The sequence below is a fragment of the Mesorhizobium sp. P2_C7 genome (assembly GCF_056404515.1).
In genome coordinates, this window is record NZ_JBFUDW010000013.1 from 54,446 (window position 1) to 74,944 (window position 20,499).

The 20,499-nt window shown below is 62.5% G+C and carries 19 protein-coding genes; 10 read left to right on the top strand and 9 right to left on the bottom strand.

Annotated elements, in window-relative coordinates; all coding sequences use genetic code 11:
• Positions 1-24 precede the first annotated feature (24 nt).
• The gene (locus AC1D2G_RS24585; RefSeq protein ID WP_095089400.1) at positions 25-897 is read right to left on the bottom strand and encodes a transporter substrate-binding domain-containing protein; all 873 of its coding nucleotides are present in this window, start codon (positions 895-897) and stop codon (positions 25-27) included.
• A 130-nt stretch (positions 898-1,027) separates the two neighbouring features.
• Between AC1D2G_RS24585 and AC1D2G_RS24590 the strand changes: the two genes are divergently transcribed.
• Positions 1,028-1,816 (top strand): IclR family transcriptional regulator, encoded by a 789-nt coding sequence (locus tag AC1D2G_RS24590; protein ID WP_477417230.1) that lies wholly within the window; start codon positions 1,028-1,030, stop codon positions 1,814-1,816.
• 35 nt (positions 1,817-1,851) lie between these two features.
• On the opposite strand, the gene AC1D2G_RS24595 is transcribed toward AC1D2G_RS24590, so the two are convergent.
• Entirely contained in the window at positions 1,852-2,055 is a 204-nt protein-coding gene (locus tag AC1D2G_RS24595) for a YdcH family protein (protein ID WP_095089397.1), read from the bottom strand.
• Positions 2,056-2,296: 241 nt separating this feature from the next.
• Here AC1D2G_RS24595 and AC1D2G_RS24600 point away from each other — a divergent pair, with 241 nt between their 5' ends.
• Positions 2,297-2,476, top strand: a complete 180-nt coding sequence (locus AC1D2G_RS24600; RefSeq protein ID WP_027023510.1) for a YdcH family protein — start codon at positions 2,297-2,299, stop codon at positions 2,474-2,476.
• 20 nt (positions 2,477-2,496) lie between these two features.
• Here AC1D2G_RS24600 and AC1D2G_RS24605 read toward each other — a convergent pair whose 3' ends face one another.
• Positions 2,497-2,688 carry a hypothetical protein gene (locus AC1D2G_RS24605; RefSeq protein ID WP_477417232.1) on the bottom strand — a complete coding sequence of 64 codons (192 nt, stop codon included), beginning with the start codon at positions 2,686-2,688 and terminating at the stop codon, positions 2,497-2,499.
• Positions 2,689-2,794: 106 nt separating this feature from the next.
• Here AC1D2G_RS24605 and ispG point away from each other — a divergent pair, with 106 nt between their 5' ends.
• From ispG to AC1D2G_RS24625, 4 genes are read left to right on the top strand one after another with little or no spacing between them, the layout of a single operon-like run.
• A complete protein-coding gene (ispG, locus tag AC1D2G_RS24610) occupies positions 2,795-4,045 on the top strand; it encodes a flavodoxin-dependent (E)-4-hydroxy-3-methylbut-2-enyl-diphosphate synthase (RefSeq protein WP_477299959.1) in 1,251 nt (416 codons plus the stop codon).
• Between the two features lie 5 nt (positions 4,046-4,050).
• Complete coding sequence (locus AC1D2G_RS24615; RefSeq protein ID WP_477299958.1) at positions 4,051-4,905, top strand: transglycosylase SLT domain-containing protein; 855 nt, start codon at positions 4,051-4,053, stop codon at positions 4,903-4,905.
• Positions 4,906-4,953: 48 nt separating this feature from the next.
• Positions 4,954-5,505, top strand: a complete 552-nt coding sequence (locus tag AC1D2G_RS24620) for a phosphotransferase-like protein (protein ID WP_477417234.1) — start codon at positions 4,954-4,956, stop codon at positions 5,503-5,505.
• A 60-nt stretch (positions 5,506-5,565) separates the two neighbouring features.
• A complete protein-coding gene (locus AC1D2G_RS24625) occupies positions 5,566-6,318 on the top strand; it encodes a Stf0 family sulfotransferase (protein WP_477417236.1) in 753 nt (250 codons plus the stop codon).
• An 18-nt stretch (positions 6,319-6,336) separates the two neighbouring features.
• Here AC1D2G_RS24625 and AC1D2G_RS24630 read toward each other — a convergent pair whose 3' ends face one another.
• A complete protein-coding gene (locus AC1D2G_RS24630) occupies positions 6,337-8,676 on the bottom strand; it encodes a response regulator (protein ID WP_477299955.1) in 2,340 nt (779 codons plus the stop codon).
• A gap of 492 nt (positions 8,677-9,168) precedes the next feature.
• On the opposite strand from AC1D2G_RS24630, the gene AC1D2G_RS24635 reads away from it, so the two are divergent.
• Positions 9,169-12,606, top strand: a complete 3,438-nt coding sequence (locus AC1D2G_RS24635; protein WP_477417238.1) for an acyl-[ACP]--phospholipid O-acyltransferase — start codon at positions 9,169-9,171, stop codon at positions 12,604-12,606.
• Positions 12,607-12,621: 15 nt separating this feature from the next.
• Here the strand turns inward: AC1D2G_RS24635 and AC1D2G_RS24640 are convergent, their stop codons facing one another.
• The 4 genes from AC1D2G_RS24640 to AC1D2G_RS24655 all read right to left on the bottom strand — a co-directional run bounded on the left by AC1D2G_RS24640 (position 12,622) and on the right by AC1D2G_RS24655 (position 17,916).
• Positions 12,622-14,922 (bottom strand): xanthine dehydrogenase family protein molybdopterin-binding subunit, encoded by a 2,301-nt coding sequence (locus AC1D2G_RS24640; RefSeq protein WP_477417240.1) that lies wholly within the window; start codon positions 14,920-14,922, stop codon positions 12,622-12,624.
• On the bottom strand, positions 14,915-16,279 hold the full coding sequence (locus AC1D2G_RS24645; protein WP_457150451.1) for a c-type cytochrome: 1,365 nt from the start codon (positions 16,277-16,279) through the stop codon (positions 14,915-14,917). Before AC1D2G_RS24645 ends, AC1D2G_RS24640 begins: the two co-directional genes overlap by 8 nt.
• A gap of 2 nt (positions 16,280-16,281) precedes the next feature.
• Positions 16,282-16,731: a (2Fe-2S)-binding protein gene (locus AC1D2G_RS24650; protein ID WP_477417242.1), complete on the bottom strand. Its 450-nt coding sequence runs from the start codon at positions 16,729-16,731 to the stop codon at positions 16,282-16,284.
• A 267-nt stretch (positions 16,732-16,998) separates the two neighbouring features.
• A complete protein-coding gene (locus AC1D2G_RS24655; RefSeq protein ID WP_477417244.1) occupies positions 16,999-17,916 on the bottom strand; it encodes a polyprenyl synthetase family protein in 918 nt (305 codons plus the stop codon).
• Between the two features lie 78 nt (positions 17,917-17,994).
• Between AC1D2G_RS24655 and AC1D2G_RS24660 the strand changes: the two genes are divergently transcribed.
• The 3 genes from AC1D2G_RS24660 (at position 17,995) to AC1D2G_RS24670 (ending at position 19,763) form a co-directional block, all read left to right on the top strand.
• Positions 17,995-18,756, top strand: a complete 762-nt coding sequence (locus AC1D2G_RS24660) for a biosynthetic peptidoglycan transglycosylase (RefSeq protein WP_095089384.1) — start codon at positions 17,995-17,997, stop codon at positions 18,754-18,756.
• Between the two features lie 141 nt (positions 18,757-18,897).
• Positions 18,898-19,080, top strand: coding sequence for a 50S ribosomal protein L32 (gene rpmF, locus AC1D2G_RS24665; protein ID WP_008834724.1), 183 nt, complete (start codon positions 18,898-18,900; stop codon positions 19,078-19,080).
• A gap of 281 nt (positions 19,081-19,361) precedes the next feature.
• Positions 19,362-19,763: a hypothetical protein gene (locus AC1D2G_RS24670; protein ID WP_477299950.1), complete on the top strand. Its 402-nt coding sequence runs from the start codon at positions 19,362-19,364 to the stop codon at positions 19,761-19,763.
• 166 nt (positions 19,764-19,929) lie between these two features.
• Here AC1D2G_RS24670 and AC1D2G_RS24675 read toward each other — a convergent pair whose 3' ends face one another.
• Positions 19,930-20,361: a GlcG/HbpS family heme-binding protein gene (locus AC1D2G_RS24675; protein ID WP_477417246.1), complete on the bottom strand. Its 432-nt coding sequence runs from the start codon at positions 20,359-20,361 to the stop codon at positions 19,930-19,932.
• Positions 20,362-20,499: the final 138 nt, after the last annotated feature.

Genomic DNA, 20,499 nt, shown 5'->3' on the forward strand with positions numbered 1-20,499 from the left:
AATGCCGCCCTTCCGCCAAATGGATCAGATAACCGGAAAACCGGGATGGCGAGCCGGCGGCTCCTGTCCGAAGTAATCCTTGAACGCTGCGTCGTAGAGCGCCGTTTCGTGACCGAACATGGCGATGGTGAAAGTCTGATTGACGAAGGTCAGCCAGTCGAGATCGCCTTGCCGGAGTGCCGCACCGTACAGCATCGAGAACCAGCTCTTGCCGGCGTCGAAGTATTTGTCCGGATTGCGCGAGGCAAGCCAACGCACGGTCGAAAGATCGACCGCGGCAGCGTCGACGCGCTTGGCTTCCAGTGCTTGCAACACGTTGGCCTGGGTGTCGATCTGCATCACTTGCGACTGCGGCAGAGCTATGTGCACCGATGCTTCGGCATCGACGTTCTGCAAGATGGAGACGCGTGTCGCCGAACCAGCGGCAAGCAATTTGTCGAAAGTCTTGTTCTCGGCGGTGGGAAGGGTCAGCAGCGCGACGCCTTCGACATAGTAAGGCCGGGAAAAGTTGATGAGCTGCGAGCGCTGGGCGCTCATCGTCATGAACTGGATGGTGATGTCGACCTTGTTGGTAGTGACGTTCGGAATGCGCTGCGCCGGATCCTGCATGACGAACTCGACCTTGGTCGGATCGTCGAAAAGGCCCTTGGCAAGGATACGTCCCATGGTGATGTCCATGCCGACCAGTTCGCCGGCATCGTTTTCGAAGTGCCAGGGCGCATTGGTGCTGCCAGTGCCGACAATCAGCTTGCCGCGGTCGAGCACGGTGCGCAGCAGGCTGTCGGATGCTGCCTGAGCGGCAGCCTTCTGGGCATCGACGGTTGCAAGCACGCCAGCCGTGGCCAGTCCCGCCATTCCAAATTTCAGAAAATCACGTCTTCCGGATGTGTCGTTCACGGCGACCTCCTTTCGTGTTGTGTTCCCCTATGCACAGGAAATTCACGCATCGTCGATTTTCACAGCGATTGTCTCTTACAAGAGACGTATGTATCCTGTACAAGACAGATACTAGCATCAGGAATCGACAATGCAAGACGGCAATGCCCCAGCAGTTTCAGCCGACGAGAAGATTTCGGGCTCCCGCGAAAAAGGCCTCAACCGGGTGCTCGAGATCCTGGAATTTCTGCACACGACGCAGCGCGCGATCGGCATTGGCGATCTTGCCAAGGGGGTGAACGCACCCCGCTCGACGACCTACACGCTTGTGCGGTCGCTGGTGGATGCCGGCCTGCTGGAAATGGCCGGCGACGGCAATCGCTTCTATTTCGGCAAGAAGCTCTATCTCTACGGAATGGATTATGTGCGGGGCAACGACCTCTTGAGGCGCGGGCGCCAGGAGGTCGACAATCTGTCGCGCGAAACGGGCGAGACCTCGGAACTGTGTATGCTGCAGAGTGGCCGCTATACGATCGTCCATTCAAGCCCGGGCACCAGGCCGTTCCGCATCAGCTCCGCCACCGGCCTGCAGATACCGCTGCCCTGGACCGCTTCGGGACGGCTGCTGCTGGCGGGCTTCCAACAGGCCCAGATCGAAGACATGGTGTCCGAAGACGATCTCGTCCTGCCGGACGGCCGCAGACTGCTTCTCAACGACTTCATCGCCGACATAGCGAAGGCCGAAGCCACAGGCTATTGCGTCACCTCGGGCCTTGTCGATGCCTATACGAAATGCCTCGCCGCGCCCGTCTTTTCAGGACCTGGCAAGGTCGAGGCGACGATGTGCCTGGTGGTTCCCATCGACACGTCCGAGGAGCGGACCGGCAGTCTCATCGGTCTGCTGCGCGACCGCGCCGCCAGGCTTTCGATCGCCGGATAGGCGCAAGCGATCGGGATCGACCCCGGCTCGCCGTCTCACGCAATGATGTCGGGGATGATCTTGTCTTCCAGCGCCATCAGCCGGTCCTTGAGGAACAGCTTCTTCTTTTTCATGCGCTGGATCTGCAGCGGGTCGCAGTTCGTGGCGATCATTGCGTTGATCGCCGCATCGAAATCGGCGTGTTCCTGCTTCAGCCGGGAAAATTCGAGGCGAATATCGGCCTGTTCCTGATCGGACATTCTCTACCGTCTGCACGTCTGCGGCGCCCAAAAACTGGGCCTGATTGGGCGGGACCGGCAACTTCTGCCGCTGGCGCGCAGCCCATATCACATTTCACATTGTCGTGGAATGCTACCACGGATCATTCGACATCGCGGCCGGATGGTGGCACAGTGTCATTGTGCCGTCACAGAAGCGAACCTGCGGTGGACGCGCCGTGACGGTTGCAATCGAGGAAAACCATGAAAGGGAGAACCAATCATGTCTCTTGCTTCCCATCTTGATGAGTTGCAGCGGAAACACGGCGACATCGAACGCGAGATCGATGACGCGATGAACCATCCGTCGGTGGACGACCTCGAAATCGTGAATCTGAAGCGACGCAAGCTGGCACTCAAGGACGAGATTGAAAAACTGAGAGCACAACCGACCACGCATTGATGCCCTCCTGATATAGACGATCACGATCCACGGCCTTTTTGCCGGCGGCAGCTGTCGCCGGTGTGGTGGATTTTGATTTCCAGCGCGGCGATCGCCCAGGCTGGACTTCCGTTCAGGTCAATTGTCGCTTCGGCCGTCGCCGGATCACCGATTGTTTTTGATCCCGGCGGCGAGCCAAATGCGGCCCAGTGGCGACCTGTCGCCATTGACAAGCCATCTTTGCTCCTCCACCTCATGCCCGGACTTTAGCGCATCGGCCCGGGGCGTTTGTGCGTCCTAGCGGACGCATGGCGCTCCAGAGACAAAAGGCTGCCGGGCATGACCGGATATTTTTCCTCTCCCTTCCCCCGCCGCACCTCGGTCGGCGTCTATGTCGGCGGCGTGGTCGTCGGCGGCGGCGCGCCGGTTGTCGTGCAGTCGATGACCAACACCGATACGGCCGATGTCGACCAGACGGTTGCGCAAGTTGCGGCGCTGCACCGCGCCGGCTCCGAGATCGTGCGCATCACCGTCGATCGCGACGAGAGCGCTGCGGCCGTGCCGCGCATCCACGAAAGGCTGGCGCGGCTCGGCGTCGACGTTCCGCTGGTCGGCGATTTCCACTATATCGGCCACAAGCTTTTGGCCGACCATCCGGCCTGCGCCGAGGTGCTGGCCAAATACCGCATCAACCCGGGCAATGTCGGCTTCAAGGACAAGAAGGATCGGCAGTTCGCTGCCATCGTCGAGATGGCGATCAAATATGACAAGCCGGTGCGCATCGGCGTCAACTGGGGTTCGCTCGACCAGGAGCTTTTGACCCGGCTGATGGACGATAACCAGGCCAAGGGCTTTCCGCTGACGGCGCAGGAAGTGACGCGCGAGGCGATCGTGCAGTCGGCGATCCTGTCGGCCGAAATGGCGGAAGAGATCGGCCTTGGCCGTGAAAAAATCATCCTGTCGGCCAAGGTCAGCGGCGTGCAGGACCTGATCGCCGTCTATACCGAACTCGCTACCCGCTCCAACCACGCGCTGCATCTTGGCCTGACCGAGGCCGGTATGGGCTCGAAAGGTATCGTGGCCTCGTCCGCCGCCATGGGCATCCTTCTCCAGCAAGGCATCGGCGACACCATCCGCATCTCGCTGACGCCGGAGCCGAACGGCGACCGTACACGTGAGGTGCAGGTGTCGCAGGAACTGCTGCAGACGATGGGGTTCAGGCAGTTCGTGCCGATCGTCGCCGCTTGCCCCGGCTGCGGACGCACCACCTCCACGGTTTTCCAGGAACTTGCCCAGAACATCCAGGCGGATCTCAGGAAGAACATGCCGGTGTGGCGCGAAAAATATCCCGGCGTCGAGAACCTCAAGGTCGCGGTGATGGGTTGCATCGTCAACGGCCCGGGTGAGTCCAAGCATGCCGATATCGGCATTTCGCTGCCCGGCACCGGCGAGACGCCGACGGCGCCTGTCTTCGTCGACGGCAAGAAGGCAGCGACGCTGCGCGGGCCATCGATCGCGGCGGATTTCGAGAAAATGGTCGCAGACTATATCGAGCAACGGTTTGGTCGCGGCAAGGCTGCGGCCGAGTAGGCGCCATGCAGCGTTTCCTGTGGGTGGCGCTGATCTTGCTGTGCGGAGTGGGCTGGTCGACGCTGGTTCAGGCAGACCCACCGCAATCCGCCAAACAGCGGCTCATCGACAAGGTCTGCACCCTGATCCAGGCCCATGCCGACCAGAACGGCTTGCCCAGGGATTTCTTCGCCCGGCTGATCTGGAAGGAAAGCCGCTTCGATCCCAACGCCGTCAGTCCGGTCGGCGCCGAAGGCATCGCCCAGTTCATGCCGGGCACCGCCAAGATGCGCGGCCTTGCCAACTCCTTCGACATCAACCAGGCGATCCCTGCCTCGGCGAGATATCTCGCCGAGATGAAGGGTGCCTACGGCAATCTCGGCCTGGCGGCTGCCGCCTACAATGCCGGCGAAAGCCGGGTGTCGCGCTGGCTCGGTTCCGGCGGCTTCCTGCCGATGGAGACCGAGAGCTACGTATTCGACATCATGGGCGAGCCGGTCGATAAGTTCACCGATCCGGCCTATGCCGGAAAGGTCGAGCCGCTCGATCAGAAGGCGGATTTTGCAGTCGCTTGCCGCAGGCTGCCGGTGATCATGTCGCAGACCGTGGCGATGGCCTCGATCAACATAAAACCATGGGGCATCCAGGTGGCCGGCAACTTCCGCCGCAGCGCCGCGATCAGTCAGTGGCTGCGGGTGAGGGGCCGCTTCCCGGCCTTGCTCAGCGGCCATGATCCGGTGGTCAGCCGGGTGCGCACGCCAATCGGCCGGCGCGGCATCTACGCGGTCAGGATCGGTGTCGACGACCGCGCCGCCGCCAATGTCATCTGCCAGAAATTGCAAAGCGTCGGCGGAGCGTGCGTGGTGGTGCGCAACCGGTAGTCTGACCCGTGGCGGGCAAGATGTTCTGGCCGAAAAGGGGGCGATGACGTGAAAGCCAGCATCATCCCGCTCAATGGCGTCGGCAGTGCCGGCAAGAGCTCCATCGCAAGGGCGTTGCAACAGATCACTACCGCGCCCTTCCTGCATGTCCAGATGGACACTTTCATCGAGATGCTGCCCGACGCCTTGCAGGACCATGCGGATGGCTTTTCCTATGAGACCATCCGGCAGGACGGCAAGCCTGCGGTCGTGATCAGGACCGGACCGGTGGGAGCGCGGACCCTGCGCGGCATGCGCCACGCCATCGCCGCCATGGCTGGGCAAGGCAACAACCTCATCGTCGACGAGGTGCTTTGCAACGGCGAAATGTCCGAATATCTCGAACTGCTGTCGGCCTTCGACCTCCATGTGGTTGCTGTCCTGGCGCCGCTGGAGGTGCTGGAGGCGCGCGAAGCCCAGCGTGCCGATCGGCTGCCGGGCCTGGCGCGCTGGCAATATGGGCGCGTGCACGAGAACATTCGCTACGACCTCGAAGTCGACACAAGCGTGCTTACTCCGCTGGAGTGCGCCCGTCGCATCCAGCAAAGATTTCAGCTATAGCGCGACCATTCCTTGCCAGGGGCGACAGCCTTGCCACCGACGAACCGCGAGAGCCGTGACATGTTTGACGGATACATCATCTGCGGCACGCCGAGGACCGGAAGCACCTTGCTGTGCAAGCTTCTGGCGTCCACGAAGACGGCTGGCAATCCTCACTCATTTTATCGGCGGCAGGATTTGTCGGAGTGGGCCGAAGAGTGGGGCCTGCCCGGTCGCGACACGATGAGCGAGCTCGACTTCAATGCCGCCTATCTCAAGGCGGCGATCGTCAATGGCAGGGGTGGGACAGGCATTTTCGGTCTTCGTCTGATGCGGGAAAACCTAGATGAGCTTTCAGCGATCCTCGACCAGGTTTTCCCAAGACTTCCATCGGACAGAGCGCGGTTCGAGAAAGCATTCGGCCGTGTTCTCTACATGCATCTCTCGCGTGAGAACAAGCTTGCGCAGGCTGTCTCCCTGGTCAAGGCAGAGCAAACCGGTCTCTGGCATATTGCTCCCGACGGAACCGAGATCGAAAGGGTCGCACCCGCGAAAGAACCGCAATATGATTTCGAGCGGCTCAAACGTGAGGTCACGGAGCTCGAGGCCTATGATGCCGCCTGGAACATCTGGTTCGTAGAACAAGGCATAATCCCGCGGCGGCTTGGCTACGAGCGTCTTGCCGCCAACCCGGCCGCGACATTGCTAGACATCTGCGGAGCCTTGGGCGTTCAAGCGCCGATCGCCGATGACATAAAGCCAGGTGTTGCAAAGCTCGCTGACGAGACGAGCCTTGACTGGATGCGCCGCTATCATCTGGACGCCGCCGCCTGATATGCCGATGGTTGCGGGCTAGGCCGTTTTCGCCACCACCGTCTCGCTGAGCCAGGTGCCGATCTTGGTGCCGAGGCGGTCGGGTGAAACCGGCTTGGGCAGATAGTCGTCCATGCCGGCCTCAATGCACTTGTCGCGATCGCCCTTCAGCGCGTGCGCGGTGACGCCGATGATCGGGATGTGAGTGCCCGACGAGGTCTCCATCGCACGGATGGCGCGGGTCGCTTCGTAGCCGTTCATCTCCGGCATCGAGACGTCCATCAGGATCAGCCTGGGGCGCAGCGCCCGGTACATCTCGACCGCCGTCCGGCCGTTGCCGGCGATGCGATAGCTGAGGCCAAGGCCGTTCAGGATCTGGCCGAAAACCAACTGGTTCACGTCGTTGTCCTCGGCAATGAGGATGTCGATCGGACCGTTCAGCGTAGCCGTCGATTCTGGTGCCGCGGCAACGGGTATCGCCGGGCCGCGGATAACGGTGAAAGCGGGTGGCGCAGCAGGGGGAGCCGGCACGATCGGTTCGCGGACGAACTGGGCCTTGCCGACCTGCGAGCGGGCCCTCTGGATGACCGAGATGACGGTGCCGAGCAGGACAGCGGAACGCGCCGGCTTGGTCAGGTGCGCGGCGATGCCGAAGTCGATGATCATCTTGCCGAAATCGACCTGGTCGACCGAGGTCAGCAGCACCACCGGAATGGAAGCCAGCCGGCTGTCGGACGCAATGGCCCTGGCAACATCGGCGCCGTTCATGCCCGGCATCTGGTAGTCGAGGATGATGCAGTCGACGGCGGCGCCCAGCTGGAAGGCGCGATCGAGGAAGGCCAGGCCCACGGCGCCGCTTTCGGCGGCGGCACAGTCGAAGCTCCAGCTTCTCAGCTGCTCGAGCAGGATCTCGCGGTTGACCGGATTGTCGTCGATGACAAGTACGCGCGCGCCGGTGACGTCGACCGGCACGATTTCGTCGCGCGCCACGGCATGGTGCGCCGGCAGCGGCACCGCGAACCAGAACACCGAGCCGCGCCCGATCTCGCTCTCGACGCCGATCTTGCCCGCCATCAGATCGACGAGGCGCGCGGCGATGGCTAGGCCAAGGCCAGTGCCCTCGTGGCGGCGGGTCGACGACCCGTCGACCTGGGCGAATTTCTCGAAAACGTTCTGCAGTTTTTCGGCCGGTATGCCGATGCCGGTGTCCTCGACGCGGACCTTGAGCTGGACCACGTCGTTGACGATCTCGCCGCCGACATCGATCAGCACGTGACCCTTTTCGGTGAACTTCACCGCATTGCCGAGCAGGTTGGTGACGATCTGCCGGAACCGTCCGGCATCGCCGACGACATAGGCCGGCAGCCGCGGGTCGACACGCACGATCAGTTCGAGGTTCTTCTCGGCGACGCGCGCCGAAACCAGCGTTGCCACGTCCTCGACCGCCTCGGAGAGACGGAAGGGAGCCGGATCGAGGGTCAGCTGGCCGGCATTGATCTTGGAGAAATCGAGGATGTCGTTGATGATGGTGAGCAACGCATTGCCGGATTTGACGATGACGTCGGTGAAGGTTTTTTGGCGCGCGGTCAGGTCGGTCTTGGCCAGCAGCTCGGCCATGCCGAGCACGCCGTTCATCGGCGTGCGGATTTCGTGGCTCATATTGGCCAGGAATTCAGACTTGGCGCGGTCGGCGGCCTCGGCCTTGAACAGGGATTCGGCGGATTCGGCAAAGGCGCGGCGGATGGCCACTTCCATCGGGCGGAAGATCCAGAAGGCGACGATGGCAAGGGCGGCGAACAGGATGCCGCTCGCCCACAGCAGCAGCCTGTCGCTGGAGACATCGGCCAGATGGCGCTCGTCGTCCATCGCGGTGCGGACGCGGACCAGCATGGGTTGGGCGAACAGGTCATTCTGGTTGCGGATTTCGCGATAGCTCCATTCATCGACCTTCTGCGCCATCGACATCAGGTTGAAGTTGCGCACCATATCGCGTGGCGACCAGAACAGGTCGCCGTTGACGGAAGCGGTTTCGAGCTCGTTGATTGTCTTCACCGACAGGCGCGGCTTGATCGCGGCAAGCTGCGCGGTCAGCGTTTCGATCTCGCCGGTCAGGCGCTCCGAATGACCGCGCGCCGATGAGGTGAGGGCATCGCGCGTCTCCGCCCGCCAGGCGGTACCGGTCGTCTCGGCAAAGCTGGTCGCGTTGCGCAGGTCGCGGGTGAAAACGACGAGGTTGCTGCTTAGCGCATCGATGTCATGACGAAAGGAATTGACCCGATCGAGCGCGATCACGATGGCGGCGGAAGCCAGCGCAAAGATCAGCAACCCTGAAATATAGCGGGCCCGGACCGAACGGATGAAGGACGAATATTCCGGCATGCGCAACCCCAACACATACGCATCATTTTAATGACCGGGATTACGCTTCATTTACATTAAAATTTCGTTCGTCGGGCGAACCATGCGCCGGCGCGAAGCTCGAACGGTTGACGGAAACGCTGTCGGCAAGTCGGCTTGATTGTATCCGGCCTGAAACAGACCACCAGCGACCCGGCTTAAGGCTGAAACGAAAGGATCATATCGATGGCCACCAACAACTAAGCGCCAAGAACTCAAGCACCCGGGAAGCGTTCACCACAGCTAGTTTCGCCATCGCGGCCTCGTGCATACCTTGATCGCCAGGGTGCTGCCTGACGCGCAAGACGCTTCATCAACCGGCTGGAGGACGCCAAGACCGAGACACTGCTGATGGACGTCAACCGCAGTAACGAAGTGTAACCGGGTTTCCGCTACCACTACGCTCAAACCGCGTAAGACCGTTGATCGATCGGACCAGGACTTCAACGGCCTTGCCCAATGGAAGTCGCCGCCATGGACATCGCTCCGAACAATCATACGAACAGTCATCTGATGATGACACGGCGCTTTGCGCCTCTCTTCTGGACGCAGTTCCTGTCTGCCTTCAACGACAATTTCCTGAAGAACACGCTGGTGTTCCTTATTCTGTTCACGCTGGCGGCGGACAAGGCGGCATCACTGGTCACCCTGGCCGGTGCCGTCTTCATGGCTCCCTTCCTGCTCTTGTCAGCCCTTGGCGGCGAGATCGCCGACCGCTTCGACAAGGCCCTCATCGCCCGTCGGCTGAAATTCACTGAGATCGCCGCTGCTGGCGTCGCGGTCGTCGGCATCGCGCTGTCGTCGATACCGGTGCTGATGGTGGCGTTGTTGATGTTCGGCATCATCTCGGCGCTGTTCGGACCGATCAAGTACGGCATCTTGCCGGATCACCTCGAGCGCAGGGAATTGCCCGGCGCCAACGCATGGATCGAATCGGCGACCTTCGCCGCCATCCTCGGTGGCACTATCGCCGGCGGCATCGTCTCGGCCGATGGCATAGGCGTCTCGGTCTTCGGGGCGATCATGATGATCCTCGCCGTGAGTTGCTGGATCGTCAGCCGCTACATCCCGTCCACCGGTTCTGCCGCCCCCGACCTCGTCATCGACAAAAACGTCTTTCGCTCGACCTGGCGGCAGGTCAACGGATTGCGTGGCGACAAGCGGATCTGGCGCGCCGGGCTGATGACGTCCTGGTTCTGGCTGATCGGCGCCATCGTTCTTTCGATCCTGCCGACCTTGATCAAGGATTCGCTCGGCGGCAACGAGATCGCCGTGACTGCCTATCTCGCGGTGTTCGCCGTTTCGATCGCCATTGGCTCGGCCATTGCCGCGTGGATGTCGCAGGGACGCATCGTGCTGTTGCCTGCACCGGTCGGCACGGCGCTGCTGGCGCTGTTTGGATTGGACCTGGCCTGGACCATCTGGAGCATGCAGCCTTCGCCCAGGGCGGAGACCCTTGCCCTGTTCTTCGCCGGGCCAAACACGATCCATGTTGCGATCGACCTCGCCGGCATGGCGATTGCCAGCGCCTTCCTCGTGGTGCCGACCTTTGCTGCCGTACAGGCATGGTCGCCCGAAGCGAGTCGTGCCCGCGTCGTCGCCGCCGTGAGCATCGTCAACGCAGGCTTCATGACAGTAGGAGGCATACTCGTCGCCGCGATCCAGTCAGCCGGCGTCTCCACCGGAGCCATCCTGTTCGGCCTTGCTGCGGCCAACGCCATCGCCGCCTGGCTGATGTTGAAATACCTGCCGACCAACGCTTTCCGCGATTTCGTCTCCATCCTGTTCCGTGCCTTCCATCGGCTGGAAGTCGAGGGCATGGAAAACCTCAAGGCCGCCGGCCCGGCACCTATCCTGGCGCTCAACCATGTCAGCTTCCTCGACGGTCCCCTGGCCTTGACCCTGACCGATGAGGAGCCGGTCTTCGCCATCGACCACACCATCGCCCAGGCCTGGTGGATGAAGCCGTTCATGAAGCTCGCCCGCGCGCTGCCGCTCAACCCATCCAAGCCGATGTCGACCCGCACGCTGATCAAGATCGTTCAGGGCGGCGACCCGCTTGTCATCTTCCCGGAAGGCCGCATCACCGTCACCGGCGGCCTTATGAAGGTTTATGACGGCGCCGCCATGGTCGCCGACAAGACCGGTTCGATGGTCGTACCGGTGCGCATCGACGGGCTGGAGAAAAGCTACTTTTCACGGCTGACCTCGCAGCATGTTCGCCGCCGGCTGTTCCCAAAGGTCAAGGTGACCATCCTTGAGCCGGTAAGGCTGGAAGTGCTGCAAGACCTAAAGGGCCGCAAGCGCCGCGCCGCGGCGGGCGCTGCCCTCTATCAGGTAATGTCGGACCTCGTCTTCCGTACCCAGGACATCGACAAGACGGTGCTGGAAAAGATCATACAGACGGCGAACGAACGCGGCATGAGAGAGCTCGCCGTGCAGGATCCGGTCACCGGTTCGCTGAGCTACGGAAAACTGCTCACGGCCGCTGCGGTGCTCGGTGAGAAATTCCAGAACCTCTATGCCGGCCAGCAGACGCTCGGCATCATGCTGCCGAACGCCAACGGCTCCTGCGCGACGCTGCTCGGCGTCATGTCGGCCGGCAAGGTTCCGGCGATGATGAACTTCACCGCCGGTGCGGCCAACATCCTGTCCGCCTGCAAGGCCGCCGAAGTGCGCACCGTGCTCACTTCTCGCGCCTTTGTCGAACAGGCAAAGCTCGGTGCGGTGGTCGAGGAAATCGGCAGCTCGGTCGACATCGTCTGGCTCGACGATTTGCGCGGGTCCGTCGGCCTCAGGGACAAGCTGCTCGGCTTGCTGCGCAAGAGCACGCCACGCGCGCCGCGCAAGCCCGACGATGCCGCGGTGATCCTGTTCACCTCGGGTTCGGAAGGCACGCCGAAGGGCGTCGTGCTCACCCACCGCAACATCCTGGCCAATGCCGCCCAGGCCGCCTCGCGCATCGACTTCCATTCGGGCGACAAGGTGTTCAACGTGTTGCCGATCTTCCATTCGTTCGGCATGACGGCGGGCACGGTGCTGCCGCTGATCTCCGGCGTGCCGGTCTATTTCTACCCCTCGCCGCTGCACTACCGCATCGTGCCGGAACTGATCTACGCCTCGAACGCGACGATCATCTTCGGCACCGACACGTTCCTCGCCGGCTATGCGCGCACCGCGCACCCCTATGACTTCCGCTCGATACGTTATTGCTTTGCTGGCGCGGAGCCGGTCAAGGCAGCGACGCGCATGACCTACATGGAGAAGTTCGGCGTGCGCATCCTCGAGGGTTACGGCGTCACCGAAACAGCACCTGTGATCTCGATCAACACGCCGATGTACAACCGCTCCGGAACCGTCGGCAAAATCATGCCCGGCATGGAATATCGCCTCGATCCGGTACCCGGTGTCGACGATGGCGGACGGCTTTTCGTGCGTGGGCCCAATGTCATGGCCGGCTATCTCAGGGCCGAGAAGCCCGGTGTGCTCGAACCACTCGAAGACGGCTGGCATGACACCGGAGACGTCGTCGCCGTCGACGACGTCGGCTTCATCACCATTCGCGGCCGGGCCAAGCGCTTTGCCAAGATCGGCGGCGAGATGATATCGCTGGCTGCTATCGAGGCGCTGGCTGGCGAATTGTGGAAAGGCTCGCTCTCAGCGGTCGCCACTGTGCCGGATGCGCGCAAGGGCGAAAAGCTGATCCTGATCACCGAGGCCGCCAACGCCACGCGCGCCGAATTCCTGACCTTCGCCAAGGCGAACGGCGCCATCGACCTGATGGTGCCGGCCGAAGTCCGCGCCGTTGCGAAAGTGCCGGTCCTCGGTTCCGGCAAGCTCGACTTCGCCGCTGTGACCAAGATGGTGCGCGGCGAAGAAGAGATGAAGATCAAGGTGGCTGGAAGCGCTTGAACATCGATTGATCTCTCAGACCGCCAGCGAGTAGCCCAGATCGCGCAAGGGCAGTCGGCGCACGCGCTCTCCGGTGGCGGCGAAGATGGCGTTGCCCAGCGCGGGCGCCAGCGCCGGGAAAGCAGGTTCGCCCATGCCGGTCGGTGGATTGTCCGACTGGATGAAGTAGGCATCGATCGTCATTGGTGCGAAAGGCATGCGCAGGATCGGATAAGCATTGTAATTCTGCTCCTGCACGCGGCCGTTTTCGATGTTGATCTTGAGACCCATGGCCGTTGAGAGTGCGTCGGTCGACGCTCCCTGCGCCTGGGCTTCGGAACCTGCCATGTCAATGATGGGGCCGACATCGAGCACCACCACGATGCGCGCGATCTTGATCCGCCTGTCGGCGTCCACACTGATCTCAATCGACTGTGCGACATGGCCGGCGTGGGAATAGCACCAGGCCAGGCCCAAACCGCTCCCATTCGCCAACTTCTTGCCCCACCCGGCCTTCTCGGAGCACATCCTGATCACGTCGGTGGCCCGCTTGGGGCTGAAGTTGACGCTTTTGTCCTTGGGCGCCAGATCAGGCACGTCGCGGTTCACGGCGTCGATAAGGAAATCGACATGATCGCGGCCGGAAGCGAGCGACAGTTCGTGCATGAAGCTCTGGGCAGCGAAGACCTGGGCATTGTCGCCCGGCGCGCGCCACGCTCCGGTGGGAATCTTCAAGGGGAACATTGTCTTGGCGCGGCGCAGATTGGGCGCCTTGATCGAATATCTCAGATTGTCGGTGAGGTTGGCGCCCGTGGCTTCCTTCTTGCCGTCGGCGGTGAAGGTGATGAAATGTTCCTGCCAGGCGTCGAGCCTGCCGCCTCTGTCGATCGCGCCCTTGAACTGATGGTAGCCGGCGGGCCGGTAGAAATCGTGGGCGAAATCGTCTTCGCGGGTCCATTGCAGCTTGACCGGGGCACTGACCTTCTTGGCGATAGCCGCCGCCTCGCAGGCATAGTCATTGACCAGCCGCCGTCCGAAGCCGCCGCCGACGCGGGTCTGGTGCATCACGACTTTCTCCGGCGGAATGTCTGCAGCCTTTGCAATCAGCGGCAAGCCACGATCGGGCTGTTGGGTAGGCACCCACATCTCCATCACCCCGTCATGGTAGTGCGCCGTGGTGTTCATCGGTTCAAGCGGCACATGGGCGGCGAAAGGATACTCGTAATAGGCCTCCACGGTCTTGGCGGCATTGCCCAAGGCCCTGTCCACGTCGCCGACATTGTCGTCGGGCTTTTCCGGGAAATTTGTCGCCAGCTTCCTGGCCTGGGCCGAGAATTGCGACGTGGAGTCTTTCGAGGCCATGCTCAGGTCCCAATCCACCTGAAGCTTGTTCTTGGCCTGGAAAGCGCTCCAGGTGTCCCTGGCGACGATAGCCACGCCCGGCATCACTTCGACCGCCATGCCCGTGCCGTCCACGGCGAAGGCGTCGAGCACGCCGCGTTGCGCCTTGATCTCGTCGATGTTGAAGGATTTGACCTTGCCGCCCGCCGCCGGACATTTGGTGTAGGTCGCATAGACCATGCCGGGGAGTTGAACATCGATGCCGAACAGCGGCTGGCCACTGACGACCTTGGGATCGTCAACACCGCGATAGCGCTTGCCTATCAAGCGATACTCGGCGCGAACCTTCAGCGTCAAGCTCTTGGGATCGGGCACTGGCATTTTCGACGCCGCGGCGGCAAGTGACCCATAGGTTGCGGACCGACCGCTGGCGGCATGGGTCAAGATCGAGTCCCTGGCGGTGATCTGCGACGGGTCCACCTTCCATTGCCCGGCCGCTGCGGCGATGAGCATCGCCTTGGCGCCGGCACCGGCCTGACGCAGCTGGTCCCAGGCATGCGGGATGGATGTCGAACCGCCCGCGCCTTGACTGCCATAGACCTTGGGATTGATGTCCGCCTGCTCCATCACGACGTGGTTCCAATCGGCGTCGAGTTCATCGGCAATGATGACGCCGAAGGAGGTCTTGATGCCCTGGCCGATCTCCGGGCATTTGGAATAAATTGTGATCGTGTTGTCCGGGGCGATACGGATGAAAGCGTTCATCGCCTGGTCCTTGGTGCTTGCCGTATCGACGTTCGCACCATCCGCCGCGAACGCTGCGTCTCCAAGGTGAAAGCCCAGCACCAGCCCCGCTACGCCCGCGCCGGCCAACTTGAAGAAGGTGCGTCGTCCCACTGTCACCGACGCACTGGTCGGCGGGACCGAACGGACCTCGCGTATCAGCGCCGAGAGATAGGCATCGGACTGGGCAAAGTTGGACTGAATGTCAGCCATTGGGTGCTTCCTTAAATTGCTGGGCCGCCTGCTTTCGCAGACCGGCCACATCCTTGCCTGCCAAGTGCGAGCCTTCGGCACCAAACCGGGCGGTGACATAGTTGGCCACGGCCGCGATGTCGTCGTCCGAATAGCCTTCACCAAAGGCTGGCATGAAGATCGTGCCTTCGCCGGTCTGGCGGTTGACGCCATTGATGATCGTCTGCGCCACATTGGTGGCACTAGGGTCGTTTACCGCGCGCACGCCGGTCAGAGTGGCATAGCCGGTGACCGGGCTCACGCCGGTCCAGTCGTGGCAGCTGGCGCAGGCGCCGGCGAAGATCTTTTCACCACGCGAATTGACATCCGCCGCCACACCCTCCTTGTACGACGCCGGCGCCGCGGTCGTGACAGTGCGGGGCAGATCACTCGCATGGGCGGGTATGCTGCGCAGGTACGCCATTAAGGCATGGGTGTCGTCGGGCAACAGATAGCTCAGGCTGTCATCGGTGGCCTCACCCATCGGCCCAGCAGCGCCGCCATGACCGTTGGCATGACCGGTGGAAAGATAGGAATAGAGATCCTGGTCGCTCCAGTCGCCGATGCCTGAAGCCTTGTCGTCGGTGATGTTGTAGGCGCGCCAGCCCGCGGTGAGCGCGCCGGCGAATTTGCCGTGATTGTCCAGCCCATAGGCCAGGTTGCGCGGTGTATGGCATTCGCCGCAATGGCCCAATGCCTCGGCAAGATAGGCGCCTCTGTTCCATTGCGGGCTCTGGCCGGCGTTGGGGCGGAAACGATTGTCGGGATTGAACATGACATCCCAGAGCACCAGCAGGCTGCGCTGGCTGAAGGGCCAGGAAAGCTGGTCTTGCCTTGTTGGGGCCTGTACCGGCGCCAGCGAGAAGAGGTACGCCTTGATGGCCAGCGCGTCGGCGTCGGTCATGTAGGTGTAGGAGCTGTAGGGCATGGCGGGATAGAGCTTTTCGCCATCGGCGCGAATGCCCTTGTGCACAGCGGCCAGGAACTGCGCGTCAGTGTAGTTGCCAATGCCGGTTTGCTTGTCCGGTGTGATGTTGGTGGAATAGATCGTGCCGAACGGCATGTTGAAGGCGAAACCGCCCGAGAAAGGCGCGCCGCCCGGCGCGGTATGGCAGGCCTGGCAGTCCGCGGCATGCGTAAGGTATTCGCCGCGCTTGATCATATCGGCACCGGCGAGCTGGGCCGGTACACCGGTGATATCGGCGCCATGGTAATCCGCCAGCGCCACGGTCGAGCCGCCGGCAAAGGACATCGGATCGCGGCCGAGAAACAGCCAGCCGGTGAAACCAAGCGCTGCGATGACAATGACAGCAAAGACAATGCCGATGATTTTCTGCATGGTCAGGCCGGTTTGGCGGCGGCGTTCTTGATCGCTCGGCGGATGCGGATATAGGTCCCGCAGCGGCAGAGATTGCCCGCCATGGCCGCGTCAATGTCGGAATCGTCGGGTTGCGGGTTGCTGTCCAGCAGCGCCGTGGCCGACATGATCTGGCCGGCCTGGCAATAGCCGCATTGCGGCACTTCGGCTTCCATCCAGGCCTGCTGGACCTTGGCGCCGTTGGGCGAGTTGCCGATCCCTTCAATGGTGACGACGGCGCGGGTGCCGACATCGCCAATGGTCAGTTGGCAGGAACGCACAGGCTTGCCTGCCACATGCACCGTGCAAACCCCGCATTGGGCGATGCCGCAACCATATTTGGTGCCGACCAGATTGAGATGGTCGCGCAGCACCCACAGAAGCGGCATGTCCTCCGGTGTGCGCAATTGTCCGTTGACCGTAAGGGTAACCATATGTCCATACCTGCCTGACCATGAAGCCGTCGCATAAGCGCCTCTTCAAATTGTAGGGGGCCGGAGCTCCGCAGGTAGGATCGGTTGGATCACATTTAAGGGATCGCCGCTGGGCGGCCCGTGCAATCGGCAAACCGAGCGGTTGTTTGCAAAGTTGAAAGCAGTGCCGAGGGTGCCGCCTCCTTGTGCGTCGCGGGTCCCCATTGTCTGGAGGCGGTGGCGACGGATTTCGCAATCCGATCGCGCCGACGTCCTGGCTGGCCAGCGTCAGTTGTTACGGGTCGCCACGAATGTCGCCGCTTCTTTCAGCAGCGCCGCCTGCTCCCCGTAAGGCGCGAGCAATTCATGCGCCTGGTCGACGAGGCCGTGAAGCTGGCTGCGCGCCCAGTCCGCGCCGTGCAGCGCCACCAGCGTCGCCTTGCCGGCGGCTGCATCCTTGCCGGTTGCCTTGCCCATCTGGCTGGCATCGGCGGTCAGGTCGAGCAGGTCGTCGGCAAGCTGGAAAGCAAGGCCGATCGCCGAGCCGAATTCGGCCAGCCGCTCGCGGTCCTCGGCCGGAGCGCCGGCGACCAGTGCCCCCGCCTCGCAGGCGAAGCGGATCAGCGCGCCGGTCTTCATCGCCTGCAGCCGGATGATGCCGGCCTCGTCCGGCGGCGCCTGTTCGGCCTCGAGGTCAAGCTTCTGGCCGCCGACCATGCCGCCTGCTCCGGCCGCGCGGGCCAGCGCCAGCACCAGGGCTGCCCGCCGCTCCGCCGGCAGCATGGTCGCCTCATCGGCAATGATGTCGAAGGCCAGCGTCAGCAGGGCGTCGCCGGCCAGGATGGCTGTCGCCTCGTCGAAGGCCTTGTGCACCGTCGGCTGGCCGCGCCGTAGGTCATCGTCGTCCATGGCGGGCAGATCATCGTGGATCAGCGAATAGCAATGCACGCATTCAAGAGCGGCCGCGACGCGCAGTGCTGCCTCGCCATCGGCGGAAAAAAGGGCGGCGCTTTCCATGACCAGGAAAGGGCGCAGGCGCTTGCCGCCGTTGAGCACGCCGTGGCGCATCGCCGCCATCAGGCGGTCGGGTCGCGTGATCTCGCCCGAAAGCGCGCGGTTGTCGAGCAACCGCCGCAGCAGCACCTCGACGGCGGCTGCCCGTCGGATGAGCGCCATTTCGAACGCCATTTCGTCCTCATTCGTCATGGTCGGGACCGGTAGCCGACACTCAGACGTTGCGCAAGAAGCCAAGCGCCATTATGCCGGAGCAGGGAGAAGTACGGGTTGGGCGGCTTGGCGGAACCGATCGTCGATCATGAAACCGAAAAGCTGGACATGGCGACCAGATCGCGGAGCGTGAACCGCCGCGGTCTCAAGCGCTGGGTCCGGCGCGGGATTGTCGTGGCCGCGGTACTGGCGCTCATACCAACGGTGCTGACGTTCCTCTATCTGCCGTCCTTCGTGCATCCGGTCTCGACGCTGATGCTGAAGGACCTGGCGACATTCTCGGGTTATGACCGCCGCTGGGTGTCGATCGACGACGTCGCGCCTGTGCTGGCCAATTCGGTCATCATGTCGGAGGACGGGCAGTTCTGCTTTCATCGCGGCGTCGATCTCGGCGAACTGAGGGGCGTCGTCGACGATGCGCTGGCCGGCGAAGCAACGCGCGGCGCCTCGACCATCACCATGCAGACGGTAAAGAACCTCTTTCTCTGGTCACGACCGCTGGGCTCGGTGCGCAAGGTGGTCGAATTGCCGCTGGCAGTCTATTTCGACGCGGTGATGTCGAAACGGCGCATCATGGAGATCTATCTCAACATCGCCGAGTGGGGGCCGGGCATCTATGGCATCGAAGCCGCCGCACAGCACCATTTCGGCGTTTCGGCAAAACAATTGTCGCGACGGCAGGCCGCCCTGCTCGCCGTCTCCCTGCCAAATCCGATCGCCCGCAATCCGGCAAAGCCCGGGCCGGGCCTGAGACGGCTTGCCAACCTGATCGAGCGGCGGGCCGGCCGCTCCGGCGCGTATGTCGGCTGTCTGCAGTAGCCAGCTCAAAAAAATTCGCGGCAGTGCTGGCCAAAACGGCGTAGGGCGTGTATAGGCACCCGACTTTCTCAGATTCCGGCCCCGACACGGCCCTTTCACGAGGGCGGGCGGGGCTTTTTGACCATGTAATGGAGCATATCCATGGCCGTTCCGAAACGAAAAACCTCTCCGTCCAAGCGCGGCATGCGCCGCTCGGCCGACGCCCTCAAGGCCCCGACCTATGTCGAGGACAAGAATTCCGGCGAAATGCGCCGTCCGCACCACATCGACCTGAAGACCGGCATGTATCGCGGCCGCCAGGTGTTGACGCCCAAGGAAAGCTGAGACCAGCTTTTCGACGTATTGAGCTTTCGAAAGACCGGCCGGTGGCCGGTCTTTTGCGTTGGGTGGGCCGATAACCGGGCGGCCTGCGTTGGCGCTTGGCCTCTTACCCTATGCCAAACGCGAAATGCCTGGCGTGGGCGATATTCATCAGGATCGTTGCGCCGGGGGCTGACATGGTTGTTGCATCCGGTCTTCGACCGTGTTCGTGGCATTTTACGAAAATTCTTGACGGCGTGCCTGTGGCGCATTCTACAGAGATTGCCCCCATATGGAGACGCCAGATGTTCGGTGCCGTCCCGCTTTTGATCGTGCCATTCGTGCTCTACAATCTCGGCCTGCTCGGAATATTCGGCGGCGGCGACGATCCGTGGGCGAGCGAAATCTTCTCCTTCCGCATGATGTCGGGCGGGGTGTTCGCGATGACTCTCGGCGACCTGATAGTGCTGATCGGGCTGATTTCCCTTTTCGCCGAAATGGTGAAGTCGGCGCGCACGACCAGCGCCTCTATCATGGACCATCTGTTGTCGACGCTGGTCTTCGTCGCGTTCCTGGTCGAGTTCCTGCTGGTGAAGGGCGCGGCACATTCCATCTTCTTCACGCTGATGGTCATCGCGCTGTTCGACGTGCTGGCGGGCTTTGCGGTGTCGATGCGGTCGGCGAGCCGAGACATCAATCTGAATTAAGGCCGCATTGATCTTCAGGTGATGCCGGCCTGCAAACGGCGGTGCCCTGCGCTTCCGGTGCTCACGTACCCAAAAGTACGCTCCGCTACGGTTCTTGGATGCCACCATTTTCGACTCGGCCTGACCTGAATCTCAACGCAGCCTTGGCCGTAATATTTGCTAAAGCTCAGCCCGGATCGGCAGCGAAGCCGGCCGCTTCGATGCCGGCGATGGCGGCCGCTTCGTCATTGTCCGACGTATCGCCGGAAATGCCGACGGCGCCGATGATGGCGCCGGCCTTGTCGCGGATCAGCACGCCGCCGACGACCGGCAGCACGCGGCCGCCGGACACGTCCGAGATGCCGGCGACGAGATGCGGGCGCTCCTTGGCGAAGGCCTCGACGCGACGCGAGCCCATGCCGATGGCGAGCGCGCCATAGGCCTTGCCGGCCGACATTTGCGGGCGCAGGAACGAGGCGCCGTCCTGGCGCTGGAAGGCGACCAGATGTCCGCCGGCGTCAAGCACCGAGAYGCCCAGCGGCTTGAGCTTGAGTTCGGCGCCCCTGGCAAAGGCGGCATCGATGATTTGCCTGGCTTTTTCGAGCGGCAGCGCGGTCATGGCAGTCTCCTGTTTGAAAACGCGCCGATCATCGACCGTCGACGGGCACGGCAAAATCCCGGTTTCGGTTGAAATTGCTTCGCGTTAAGAGGTGGAATGGAACGATCCGGATATGGCGTTGCCATTTTGCAGCTTCCA